The organism is Vibrio sinensis (assembly GCF_003605645.1).
GTDB lineage: Bacteria > Pseudomonadota > Gammaproteobacteria > Enterobacterales > Vibrionaceae > Vibrio > Vibrio sinensis.
Map to the genome: position 1 here is coordinate 48,016 of NZ_QVMU01000015.1, position 12,709 is coordinate 60,724.

The 12,709-nt window shown below is 42.2% G+C and carries 13 protein-coding genes; 12 read left to right on the plus strand and 1 reads right to left on the minus strand.

Going from position 1 to position 12,709, the window contains the following annotated elements:
- Positions 1-53: 53 nt before the first annotated feature.
- Positions 54-215 carry a hypothetical protein gene (locus DZ860_RS15075; RefSeq protein ID WP_120032743.1) on the plus strand — a complete coding sequence of 54 codons (162 nt, stop codon included), beginning with the start codon at positions 54-56 and terminating at the stop codon, positions 213-215.
- Between the two features lie 118 nt (positions 216-333).
- On the opposite strand, the gene DZ860_RS15080 is transcribed toward DZ860_RS15075, so the two are convergent.
- Positions 334-732, minus strand: coding sequence for a hypothetical protein (locus tag DZ860_RS15080; protein ID WP_120032746.1), 399 nt, complete (start codon positions 730-732; stop codon positions 334-336).
- Between the two features lie 212 nt (positions 733-944).
- Between DZ860_RS15080 and DZ860_RS15085 the strand changes: the two genes are divergently transcribed.
- The 11 genes from DZ860_RS15085 (at position 945) to DZ860_RS15135 (ending at position 12,698) form a co-directional block, all read left to right on the plus strand.
- On the plus strand, positions 945-1,430 hold the full coding sequence (locus DZ860_RS15085; RefSeq protein ID WP_120032749.1) for a GNAT family N-acetyltransferase: 486 nt from the start codon (positions 945-947) through the stop codon (positions 1,428-1,430).
- 233 nt (positions 1,431-1,663) lie between these two features.
- On the plus strand, positions 1,664-3,379 hold the full coding sequence (locus DZ860_RS15090; RefSeq protein ID WP_120032752.1) for a sensor histidine kinase: 1,716 nt from the start codon (positions 1,664-1,666) through the stop codon (positions 3,377-3,379).
- Entirely contained in the window at positions 3,363-4,751 is a 1,389-nt protein-coding gene (locus tag DZ860_RS15095) for a sigma-54-dependent transcriptional regulator (RefSeq protein ID WP_165862907.1), read from the plus strand. The genes DZ860_RS15090 and DZ860_RS15095 overlap by 17 nt, the downstream gene beginning before the upstream one ends.
- Positions 4,748-5,977 (plus strand): ABC transporter substrate-binding protein, encoded by a 1,230-nt coding sequence (locus tag DZ860_RS15100; protein WP_120032754.1) that lies wholly within the window; start codon positions 4,748-4,750, stop codon positions 5,975-5,977. Before DZ860_RS15095 ends, DZ860_RS15100 begins: the two co-directional genes overlap by 4 nt.
- A 377-nt stretch (positions 5,978-6,354) precedes the next feature.
- On the plus strand, positions 6,355-7,725 hold the full coding sequence (locus tag DZ860_RS15105; RefSeq protein ID WP_120032757.1) for a solute carrier family 23 protein: 1,371 nt from the start codon (positions 6,355-6,357) through the stop codon (positions 7,723-7,725).
- A gap of 57 nt (positions 7,726-7,782) precedes the next feature.
- Entirely contained in the window at positions 7,783-9,408 is a 1,626-nt protein-coding gene (locus tag DZ860_RS15110) for an acyl-CoA synthetase (protein WP_120032760.1), read from the plus strand.
- Positions 9,409-9,590: 182 nt separating this feature from the next.
- The gene (locus DZ860_RS15115; RefSeq protein WP_120032763.1) at positions 9,591-10,199 is read left to right on the plus strand and encodes a sugar O-acetyltransferase; all 609 of its coding nucleotides are present in this window, start codon (positions 9,591-9,593) and stop codon (positions 10,197-10,199) included.
- Between the two features lie 141 nt (positions 10,200-10,340).
- Positions 10,341-10,673, plus strand: a complete 333-nt coding sequence (locus DZ860_RS15120) for a zinc ribbon domain-containing protein YjdM (protein ID WP_120032766.1) — start codon at positions 10,341-10,343, stop codon at positions 10,671-10,673.
- Positions 10,674-10,839: 166 nt separating this feature from the next.
- The gene (gloA2, locus tag DZ860_RS15125; RefSeq protein ID WP_207890643.1) at positions 10,840-11,223 is read left to right on the plus strand and encodes an SMU1112c/YaeR family gloxylase I-like metalloprotein; all 384 of its coding nucleotides are present in this window, start codon (positions 10,840-10,842) and stop codon (positions 11,221-11,223) included.
- Between the two features lie 224 nt (positions 11,224-11,447).
- Positions 11,448-11,873 carry a hypothetical protein gene (locus DZ860_RS15130; protein ID WP_120032772.1) on the plus strand — a complete coding sequence of 142 codons (426 nt, stop codon included), beginning with the start codon at positions 11,448-11,450 and terminating at the stop codon, positions 11,871-11,873.
- 210 nt (positions 11,874-12,083) lie between these two features.
- Positions 12,084-12,698: a LysE family translocator gene (locus tag DZ860_RS15135; RefSeq protein ID WP_120032775.1), complete on the plus strand. Its 615-nt coding sequence runs from the start codon at positions 12,084-12,086 to the stop codon at positions 12,696-12,698.
- The last annotated feature ends 11 nt before the right edge of the window (positions 12,699-12,709 follow it).

Below are 12,709 nucleotides of genomic sequence, written 5' to 3' on the forward strand. Positions count from 1 at the left end.
ATTTGAATAGCGGTATAATCACGCGATTATCTCGAAATAATGATGATGTGAATATGAGAAAGTACTACACAACAGAGGGCGATACGACCGCCAAAAAAGCAAAAAATGCCTACCCTAAACTGGCGTTGTGCGAGAAATGCGTAGGGAGTTACGTGGTAATTAGTGAAGGCGAACGCACTTATGATGAGTGTGCTAAATGCGGCGAAGATGATTAGGGCTCAATTCTTAGCCGTCATCTTAGTTAAAACATGATATTTAGTGAGCAGCCCAAGCCAGTCTACATAATTTGAATACGGTGTTTGTGGCTGCATACCATTTACTAAATGAAATGCGTTACTTGCAAGCATAGTGTTCAGGTAGTAAAGCATGTCCCTGTTTATCAGCAAGGTAAGTGAGTGCGTCGATAACTCGTATCGGCGTCAATAAATTCTCATCACAGCAGCTATCAAGCTCGAATGCGACATAGAGGTTATTCGACTCTACTTTCAAAAATAGATTCCCTTGAGGTGCAACGTATTGCTCAAGAGTGAATACACCAAGGCCAAGGAAGTGCGAGCTTTTAAGGCTGCCTGTCGCGTAAATATCACATTTTAATTTGTGAGCGAGCGTTAAGAAATCAAGAAGCAAATTAACCTGCTCGTCTGAAACATCATCTAGCGCGTGGATGTGTGCTGTTTTGCAGAAACGCTCTAGGTAGGTCAACATAACGTTGATATCGTTGTTAAATGGCATCTTATTGCTCTCGTCTAGTGAACCGCGCGATTGTATCCCACAGACATAGCAAGACAAAGCGTTTAAAAGTGCAGATGTGGACAAATAAAGAGGAGATCTTATGTGACTTGGTCAATTCGTAATACTAATAGAAATACTCAATTACATATGATTAACCAGATAAGAGCATGTTAACATTGCCGTTTTAATGTGGATATTTTGCAGGTTTTTTAATGGAAATAGTCAAAGTAGATAGTAGTAATGAAAAAGTATATGCAAATTTATACCAAGGCTACGCCGCTGAATTTTCAAAAATTATCGAAGATAAACCAGATGAAAATGGCTTGTTCGAAATATATCCAGCGATAGGGGATCAGGTTTCAGGGTATTTGCTTTATGTTGAGGGTGTCCCTGCTGCGTTGACTGCGATAGAAGAAAAGAGCCCCGGTGTGTTTGAAATATGCGATTTTTATGTGGTGCCGTATTTTCGAAAAAACAAATTAGGTAAGCGATTCATTTCGCGATTATTTGAAAGCCTGAAAGGAACATGGGAAATCAAACAAGTTGCTGGCGCTGATCATGCGGTTAATTTTTGGAGGGATGTTGTTACGGATTATACATCAGGTCATTTTGTTGAAGATAAGTATCTAGACAAAACATGGGGATGGGTGACGAGACAGTGCTTTGACCATAAGAATTTGATTATGTGTGAAGATTAGGGAGCCATGTTTAGTCGTTTGGGTTAAAGCCTATTTATTGGATAGCAATAAACTTCCACTCCATGTTCTGCGTCATTTAGCACTTGTAAGCTGAATGTACTGATCTGCGACTTTTCTTAGACGTAAGTCGCATTACCGCATTATTTTTAATCTGTTACTGTACGCATCACTATGCTCAGATGTGATAGCCACCTTGCACCAGGGATTCATTGACTTACCTTGCTGGATAACGCATGGATTACCACAGTAAACAAACCATTAAATTTTGGAAAAATAGCCTAGTTAGGCGCTTTTTTCTGCTCTCTCTGCTGGTGGCGAGTTTGCCATTAGTCGTCACTGTATTTGTCTATGACAGAATGACAGCAGGGCTTGTCTCTGAAATGGTCATAGAGCGTGAACAACAACATTTTGCACAAATAAAAAACAGTATTTATCACCTTAGTCGCCAGCACATTCACGCGCTCGAGGCGATATCTGAATTGCCGGAAATTTCGTTATTATTTGAAACGTCACACAGCCAGTTTCACTCTTCTCAAACCTTAAGCTTAATTCACTTTGATATCGATAGACCGGAAATATACGGGGCGCTTTTTTTTGATAGCGACTGGAATTTAGTCAATGCACTAGCGGGGCAAAGTGCGAGTGGTTCACCTTATTGGGGGGACGAGAAACTCGATGTTGCTTCGTTACCTAAAGCGCAATTTGGTCAGGCGATATTAGTTGGTCCAAGTGCCGCGACACCGGGCAATTCCGCATGGTATTTGCTTGCACTGCCTGTCACTCAAGTAAGGGACGCGACTCATCCTATTGGTTTCTTAGCGTTCCAGTTGCGCTTAGCGAGTTTGACTCACTACCTTTCCAATGCAGAGGCTAGTGATACCTTATTATGCTTGGGGGTGGCACAAGATAAGCGCTGCTTCGATGCTCTTGCAAGGTCAATCTCAGTGCCAACAAATGGCAGTGAAGCCTATCCTCTATTGGCTAATTGGTATTTGATTAACCCTACGGTTGATACTCCTTTGTTAGCTCGAGAGCAACAGCGTTTTTTGGCGTTGTTAATGGCGCTACTCGTACTCTCTTTCGTTTCGATGTACTTCTACTTTCTTGTCAAACGAGTAAGACGCCGAGTATTCCCATTGATTGATGCGGCAAATGCGATCTCATCTGGAGAACTAACGGCTCGATTACCCGTACACGGTAATGATGAAATTTCATTGTTAGCTCGGGCATTCAACCGCATGACTGAACATTTAGACTCGCTGTTGTTAGCAAGAGGTGAGGCTGAAAGAAAAGCGGTATGGGGCGAGTTTGCTACCGGTATTGCCCATGAAATTCGTAACCCGCTAGCCACGATAAAAGTGTGTGTACAGACTATGTCTGAGGATAAGGTCGAAGACAGAGAGCTACAGCAACTCATGGTTGGGGAAATCGACCGCATTAACCAATTAATTAGCGGATTGCTAGAGTATGCTCGTCCTCCAGATCCAGAGACTAGGCAGGTTTCTTTGGCTAAGGTGATGAAACGCTTGGCGTCCTTGATTGCTCCTTTGGCGAGAGAAAGGGAAATTAAGTTACATGTGAAATGTGACACACGGTTATGTATTGAAGCTGATGAAAACCAAGTTCAGCAGATCTTAATGAATTTGTTGATTAACGCGCTTGATGCCTCGCAATCGGGAAGTGAGATAGAACTTAGTGTGCAATTAACGGAAGAGGCGGCTTCGATAGTGGTCAGCGATCAAGGGTGTGGCATGGATGAAAAACAGATCGCTTCAATCAGTCAGCCGTTTTATACCACAAAAATGACAGGAACTGGTCTTGGGCTCTCTGTATCACAACGTCTTGCAGAAAGTAATCATGCCCAATTAGAGTTTTATAGTAAGCCCGGAAAGGGCACTCAGGTTGTACTGAGGTTTGATAGGGAGTTTGTTTGTGACCCAGATAGCTAATTTTGATCTTGCTGAAATAACGCCAACTTTGTTGATCATTGATGATGAAGTGGCTTTGACTCGTTCGTTACAAATTGCACTACGAGATCCTAGTTACAATGTTGTGGTTGCGCATAATGCTAAGGACGGGTTAGAAAAAGCTCACACCCTTCGGCCTAGAGTTGTTCTGCTTGATCTTCGATTGCCAGATGGAGAGGACCTCAAACCATTACAACGATTGAGTGTGATGTTACCCGACAGTGCTGTAGTGATGATGTCTGCTCATGGTGATATTAAAATTGCTGTTGAAGCGGTGAAGCAAGGCGCAAAAGATTTCATCACCAAACCATTTGATGTCAAAGCTCTCAAACAACAGTTGTGCCGATATCTATTAACTCAGCCATCTAGCAATAAGGGGTTAATTGGAGATACGCCTGCAATGCAAACGTTGAACAACGATCTTACACTGGTGGCGAAAAGTCAGGCAAAAACGGTTTTATTGCTTGGAGAATCAGGGACAGGTAAAACGGTCGTTGCCGCGGAAATTCACCGTCAAAGTGGCTTGGCAAAGCAGGCGTTCATCGAAGTCAATTGCGCAGCATTACCAGAGAACTTGTTGGAATCTGAACTGTTTGGGGTAGAAAAAGGCGCATTTACTGGTGCAAACAAGTCGCGTTCTGGTTTGATTCATGCCGCAGACGGTGGGACGTTATTTTTGGATGAAGTTGGAGAGTTAACGTTAGCTCTGCAAGCTAAACTGCTCTCATTTTTGGAAAGTCAGCGTTATCGACCTGTTGGGTCAACCAAAGAAAATCAAGCGAATGTACGGGTGATAGCCGCGACAAACCGTAACCTTTCATGTGCGGTTGAAGAGGGGCTTTTTCGAGCTGATCTTTATTACCGATTAAATGTGATGCCATTAATCTTGCCCTCTTTAGCACAAAGAGCAGCGGATATTCCGATTTTACTTGCGCACTTTTCGCAGCAACTGAGCCACGATGCTATGCCGATTAGTTTTCAGCCTCAAACTCTAAAGGTTTTGTCTGAGTATTGTTGGCCGGGCAATATTCGTGAGCTGAAAAACTTAGTGGAACGGCTGTCAGTACTTTATGGCGGCGAAAGCATCCGGTTGGAAATGTTGCCGAATGAGTTCTGTGTTAATGAGAAACTAGGAAATTTAAGCCAAGGAACAAGTGAACAAGTAGGTGAACGAATAAGCGTAGAAAGTGAGCCTTTAGAGCAACTGTCGAGTCGATTAGCCGATGAAGAAAAACGTGTCATTGAGAGTGCGTTACACGAGAGTGGTGGTCACAAAGGCAATGCTGCTAAGTTGCTTAATATTTCCCGCCATGCATTGAAGCGACGTCTGCAAAAGTTAGGTATTCAGGTATGAGCCGTTTTGGGATTTGCTTGCTGATGCTCTGCGCTGCTTTACTATCGATTCGTGACGTTATTGCGGAAGTTGTTCTTGGTGCGACCAAACAAGAGGCTGATCTTGAGGTTGGATGCATGTATCCACTGAGTGGGCCATCGGCGTTATGGGGAAATGATGCGCTGGTAGCGATAGAGATGGCGCTTGATGAAATCCATGCCCAACCCAATGCACCTAAAATACGTATTTATGTTGCAGATACGATGGGAAAACAGTTTCGTTCACGTGAAATAGCGCTTAATTTTGTTAATCGGGATATTGATGTTCTGTGTGGGGTTGTGAACTCTAATATCGCCTTGGAGGTCACGCAACTAGCGAAAAAACATCAGCGTTTATTCCTTGGTGCTGGGCATAGTTCAGCAAGGTTGACTAGGGGAGAGTTGCATCCTTGGTATTTCCATCTTAACAACGATGCTTCTCAATCCAGTGATGCGGGGGCGAGGTACCTACGCGATATAAAAGATGATGTGGAATGGGAAAATATTTCATACATTGGGCCCGACTATGAGTATGGTCATCAGATTTGGCAAACGATGATGGCAAGCCTTGAACGTTATCAGGTTGAATACCAGATAAAAGATGAATTCTATAGTCTACTTGGTCAAACTGACTATCGCTTATACATCAATGCATTGTTGGAAGATCCACCGGATGTTTTGGTCAGTGGGCATTGGACCCGCGATTTAGTCAGCTTCCTAGAGCAAGCGTCGGTGGCGGGGTTACTCGAGAAGACCATTTTTGTTAATTTTGATACGGGCGGTGGTTATTTTGTATTGTCGCGACTTGGCGATACTTTACCCGAAGGCGTTGTTTTGTCTGGACGCTCACATGTTAACTGGCCGACGACAGATAGAAATAGCAATTATATAAACGAGTTTTATAACCGAACATTGCGCTTTCCTACCTTTATTGCGCAAGATGCCTATACCGTTGTTAAGGTGCTCAATGCGGCTTGGCAAAAGGCGGACTCTAAAAATTTGATTGGATTACGTGATGCTTTACCCGGCCTTGAGGTGTCATTACCTGAAGACCCACCTGGATTTCGATCTTATATTGACGCGGCCACTCATAAAATTATGCAATACCAAGCGATTGGACAAACTCAACAAGTTGACGGCTTTTGGCCTGCAACTCGCATGTTGGGAGATTGGCAAACTTATCCTCCTATTCACCACTTTACGAAGTAATGAGCGCGATGAGCGCGAACCGCTCAAATGTTTGAGCGTTAGGCGCTCAATGGCTTGCCAATTTTGATTTCCTAATATTATCGGTTTACCAATATTTAACATGTAAATAGTGGTCTGATGAGATTGATTCAAACGCAATTGCAGGCTTAACTATCTAATTTTTAGTTATATATCTATCCGTTTAAAACATGAGGTTTTAGATTTTAAGCTAGTGGTGCTTCTGTGTTGATACAAAAAATTAACATTGGCATCGACATTGCTCTAAGTAAGTAGAACGAACCATGATTTAGCCATTAACGCTCAGCATTAATGCTCAGACATTACTGCTAAGTAATGAAAGTGGACTAAATCAGAACCTACTAATCACAGGAGTACGCATGTCAGTCATCAAACGCTCTCATGGAAAAGAACAACCCTATTGGCCGGCTGGGCCTTTTAAAATTCGCTTGCCATTTATCCATTACCGCTGGGAAATGGCGGAAACCATCCAGGGTATGATCATGTTTGTTGTCGGCATGGCAATGATTCCATTATTGGAAAAATACCTAGGCCTCCCTTATGACGTTGCATTGGCTTATGTTGTAGTGTGTGGTATTGGCTTTATGTTACCCAACTTATTGGGTGTGCCTATGGTGCCAGGCTGGATCACTCCAGCGATTCCCGTCGTCTTGCTCTTTTTAGGCAATTTCGAGCCCGGGCCAGAAGCGATTCGTGCGCTGGTGGGGCTTCAACTTATCGTTACTGCAATCTTTTTCATTCTTGGCGTTACCCGTTTAGGCAGTAAGCTGGTTGATTTGTTTCCTGATTCTATTAAAGCCGGCATATTAATTGGTGCCGGTATTGCTGCTCTCACTGGGGAAATTAGTGAGGGAGGCCGCTTGGCTAATACACCCATCTCACTAATCATTGGCTTTCTAGTCACTGCTTATGTCTTGTTTTCACTTAATTTTAGAGATTACGTTGACAATCATAAGTGGGCCAAAATCATCGCGGGTTACGGAATGGTTCCGGGCACATTAGTTGCGATGGCTGTGGGGTGGGCGGTGAATGAATACCCATTACCGAATATTGAGTTTGGTTTGTCGACCCCTGCTTTTGGCGAGATGATTAACTATTTACCATTCACCCTAGGTTTACCAAGCTTAGAGATGTTATGGATGGCGATTCCAACGGCTTTGATTGCGTATGTGATAGCGTTTGGGGACATCATTGTTGGTAAAAGCTTACTCGATCGCGTTGATCACTTACGCCCTGATGAGGAAATTGAAGTCAACGTCGATCGTGTTCACTTAGTAACCGCTCTTCGTAATCTTATTCACTCATTCTTTGCTCCTTATCCAGGCCTTGCTGGGCCATTATTTACTGGGGCTATGGCGACTATTGCAGAGCGTTACCGTCATGGCCGTGGTGCAATGGACAGTATTTACAGTGGTGCGGGCGTCTTCTGGATTGTTGGCTTCATTGCACTATTCGCTTTTCCGCTGATTACTCTTTTTAAACCGGTATTACCGATAGCACTTTCTATCACCTTATTGATCACTGGGTATCTGTGCATCTCTGTTGGTGTAGAGCAAATTCGTAATGCGACTCAAATGGGTGTCGCTGGCACCATGGGCGTTGTATTGGCGGTGTATGGCGCTGGTTTTGGTTTACTTGCGGGCGTGGTTCTCTATTTCTTGATTGAATATCGCCGTAAAAGCTCACAGCCTAAAGAAGCTGAAGAGCCGATAGAAGTATTTGAGGACTGAGTAAGATAGGAATGCTGGCACTTGTTTTTCCAAGTGTCAGCGATAGGGAGAATGACGATGAATAAACATAACATTTACAACATTGGTCTTGAAAAAACACCGGCAAATTTCGAAAGCCTTAGCCCTTTGAGTTTCTTACAAAGAGCGGCAAGTGTTTATCCAGATTACCCCTCAACCATTCACGGGCATATCCGTAAAACGTGGAAAGAGACGGATATTCGTTGCCGAAAATTAGCATCTGCGTTGCAAAAGCAAGGTGTTGGTGAGGGTGATACGGTTTCAGTCATAGCGCCAAATCTACCAGAATTATTTGAAATGCATTTTGGTGTACCTATGTGTGGCGCGGTGTTAAATGCAATTAATACCCGTCTTGATGCCGATGCTATCGCCTTCATTTTTCAACACGCAGAAAGCAAAGTGGTGATCGTTGATAAAGAATTCACTGAGGTGGTTAAAAAGGCATTAAAGATGATAGCTCATCAACCTTTGGTTATTTCGATTGATGATCCCCTATTTGACGGTGGCAGTCTAATCAACGAAGTGACTTATGAAGAGTTCATTCTCGATGGTGATCCAGAGTTTCAAAATTGGCCGCCGAGAGATGAATGGGAAGCTATTTCTCTCAATTACACGTCAGGCACTACTGGGAACCCTAAAGGAGTGGTTTACCATCATCGTGGAGCGTATCTCAATGCAGTGAGTAATATATTATCGTGGGATATGGGGGCGCACCCTGTTTATTTATGGACGCTACCGATGTTCCACTGTAATGGTTGGTGTTTCCCTTGGTCAATTGCCGCTGCTGCAGGCGTGAGTGTAAGTCTACGTCATGTTCGTGCGGATGCCATTTTTGAGTCGATTGAAGAAAACAAGGTAACGCATTTTTGTGCAGCACCGATTGTGTTGAATATGATGAACAATGCTGACGTGGATTTGAAACAAGGTATTGCTCACCAAGTTAAGGCGATGACGGCAGGTGCGGCGCCTCCAGCCTCTGTTATTGAGGGAATGGAATCACTTGGTATTGATGTCACACACGTTTATGGACTGACAGAGACCTTCGGTCCGTGCGTAGTGTGTGATTGGCAACGCAGTTGGGATGACCTCAATAATACTGAGCGGGCGCGAATGAAAGCACGACAAGGTGTGAGAGCCCCAATGCAGGGTGAGTTAATGGTCGCTGACCCGATAACAATGATTCCAGTCGAAAAGAATGGTCAGCAGATGGGCGAGATTTTTCTGCGCGGTAACATCGTGATGAAAGGTTACTTGAAAAATCCAACCACGACGGATGAAGTGCTTTCTGAGGGATGGTTTCATACCGGTGATTTAGCCGTCTGGCATGAAGATAATTATATTGAAATCAAAGATCGTTCTAAAGATATCATCATTTCTGGTGGCGAGAATATATCCAGCATAGAAATTGAAGATGTCCTTTATCGACACCCAGATGTTGAAGAAGTAGCAGTCATTGCTATGAGTGATGAGAAGTGGGGGGAGGTACCTTGTGCATTCGTTAAAATCAAAGATGATCAAGACGTTACTCAAGAAGCGTTAATCGAGTTTTGTCGCAGTCAAATTGCTCACTTTAAAGTGCCAAAAAAGTTTATCTTCACAGCACTTCCCAAAACATCGACGGGCAAAGTACAAAAATACGTGTTGCGTAAAAGAGTCAATGAGTAAGTACTAAACCGATCACGCTTTGTGATAACAGTTGATGAATTTAATTGAGAGTTACTTTCTAATCAGGAAAGTAACTCTTTATTATTAATCAGTAACGATAGCTTTTTTATCATGGTTGTTTGTTATGACTAGTAGGAAGGGTACATCTTATAGCTTATTCATTGATATTATTGGAGATTAAAGTGAATTCAAAAGATATGCTGCATAGTCAAAAAGTGTATTTTTGCGATGATGAGAACCTTGTTATTGAACAAACGCAGTGTTTAGAAGTGCTTTATGACTTTAACCATACCAGACCATCTGAGCAGAAAAAGCGTCAAGAAATTATGTCCAAGCTCTTTGCTGAAGTTGGTCATGATTGTTACATCGAGCCACCGCTACACGCAAATTGGGGTATTCATACCCACTTAGGAAACAATGTGTATGTGAACTTTAATCTCACTCTGGTTGATGATACTCATATCTATATTGGTGACAACGTTATGATTGCCCCCAATGTGACCATTTCAACTGCTGGTCATCCCATTGAACCAGAGCTTAGACGAAAGGTTGCTCAGTTTAATATTCCTGTGACTATAGGAAATAATGTCTGGATTGGTGCGCATTCCGTAGTGCTACCAGGTGTCACTATTGGTGAAAATTCGGTAATAGGTGCCGGTAGCATAGTAACGAAAGATATTCCCGCCAATGTTGTGGCTGTGGGCAATCCATGTCGCGTAGTGCGAGAAATCGGTGAACATGACAAAGAGTTTTACTTCAAAAATCATAGACTAGAAGTACCAGAAGTATAATTTAATTTCATATTCTAGCTGTTCACTACGATGGGTTCGATATTTGTGGCCTACCTTTTAAGTTAGTGGCGAAAAAGATTCGACGAAGTAAGATATGTCATTAAAATACTAACTAAATCGACCAATAAGAAGTACAAACCCATGTCATTTCCTCCTTGTCTAAATTGTAACTCGGAATTTGTTTATCAAGACCAAGCAAACTTGGTGTGCCCAGAATGCGCATTTGAGTGGAATCCAGCAGAAGAAGCTGAAAATCAATTTACGGTATGCGACATAAATGGGAAGCCTTTAGAGCAAGGCGATAAAGTCACTTTGGTTAAAGATCTCAAGGTGAAAGGCAGTTCATTAAACCTAAAAGTGGGTACAAAAGCGGTTATAAAGCGAATTATGGAAGGAAAAGACCATCAGTTAGATTGCAAGGTTGATGGTGCTGGTGAAATCCTTGTGACGGCTAAATACGTGAAAAAAGCTTAAGTAGCATACTGCTTAAGTTAAGGTTAGTTGAATTTAATTTGGATATAGTCTCAATAGCTTGAGGTGATAGGATTTTCCACTTAAATATTGAGTGGGATTCCTGCTTTGTAGCTTATTGAATTAAAATGTGGTTTGTCTAGAGATAGAGTAATTAGAGGGATTTATGATTTTAGAAAGTATTCATCACGTTGCTATTATTTGCTCCGATTATGACAAATCAAAGGCGTTCTATACCCAAACACTTGGTCTACGGATTATTTCAGAAATCTATCGAGAGCAAAGGGATTCTTATAAGTTGGATCTTGAACTTCCTAATGGTAATCAAATTGAGCTATTTTCATTTCCCAATCCACCAACAAGAGTGAATAGCCCTGAAGCTCAAGGACTTCGCCATTTAGCTTTTGTTGTTTCGTCAGTTAAAGAAGCAGCGCACTATTTACAATCGCAAGGTGTGGCTGTCGAAGAAATACGAGTGGATGAGTTGACTGGTAAAGACTATACATTTTTTAAAGATCCAGACGGACTTCCACTAGAGCTCTATCAAAAATAACGAACATGGCGAGACTTTGCCTTATCTCGTTGTGATTGATGATGACGGTATTCTATGTGAGGAGCAGTCTTGTGGTTATCAATAAGTGCCTTAAAACGCTATTGTGTTTGCTGAGTAATGTATTGATAAAATTCAGTGTTTTCGCTGATGGGTTTGATTTAAAATAGGCCTGTTTGGCACGCCATTTGCGTGTTGCTTGTAGCTATGAATTTTGAGGGGCTAGAATGAAAAAATATATTACTGCGTTAATGTTAGTAACAGCGTTGTCTGGTTGTGATGATGCAACTAAAGTGATCGATCAAGCCCAAGAATCAGCGAATAAAGCAGTAGATTCATTACAAGAAAAAATGGACTCTGTTGATTTAAGTAAACTCAACCTGGATGATCTTGGAGAGGCAGCCGAATCGGCGAAAGAACTCGCGTCGTCGGTTGATGAAGCGTTAAATGTTGATTTTAGTGATTCTGAAGCTTTAGCTGACGTGAAAGACCATATTGCTAACGCATATAGCTGCTTAGTTGATGCTTCATCAGAGTCAACAGCAGAGAAACTGCTAGATAAAGTCCTCGCGACTATCAGTAACGAAGAAGCGCAATCTTTGATTGAGAAAGGCATTGATAAAGCCAAAGAAGCAAAAGAGTGCGTGATGTAAACACCTGATATGCAGTGAAAGCTTGTGTCTAACCGAAAGCTTTCACTGTTCTATTTAAGAAACGATGAATTGAATTGAATTGATGTGATGTGATGTGATGTGATTTGTTTGCTGTATTTAAGAGGCAGATTTTTAGCGAGTTAATTCGCTCAATAGAATGATCTAGTTGTTTCGCCTATTGTTGTATACCAAGATTCTCAGGGAGAGATGATGGACATTTGGACGTTACTTTTTTTTATTCCAGCCTGTTTTATGCTTAACTTGACCCCTGGTCCGAACAACCTATTGTCGATGAACAACGCAAGGTGTTACGGATTTAAATCCGCTTTTATCGCGGGTCTTGGACGAATTACCGCATTCTCAGGCATGATTGCGTTGGCCGCTTCAGGCTTGGCGGTCGTGCTCTATGCATCAGAAACACTATTTTTCTTAATTAAACTCTTTGGCGTTGTTTATCTGCTTTGGATTGCATTTCAACTTTGGAACTCAGAGTCTAGCCCAATCTCTGAAATCGATAGTCATAGAAATCATTTTGAACTCGCAAAGCAAGAGTTTGCCTTAGCGTCAGGTAACCCTAAAGCCATCTTAATTTTTACTGCTTTCTTACCTCAATTTGTCGATGTTTCAGCCGACGTTAATCAACAGTTTTTCGTATTAGGTAGCACATTTCTCTTATTGGAAATGTTGGCCATTGCTATCTACGCCGTATGCGGAATATATTTAAGAAAATGGTTTTCACAACCAGCAGTAACAAAGCGGTTTAATAAAGCTTGTGCTGCATTTTTGGCATTTTCGGGCGCTCGTTTACTAATGAGTCGACAGTAGTTCATTATTCG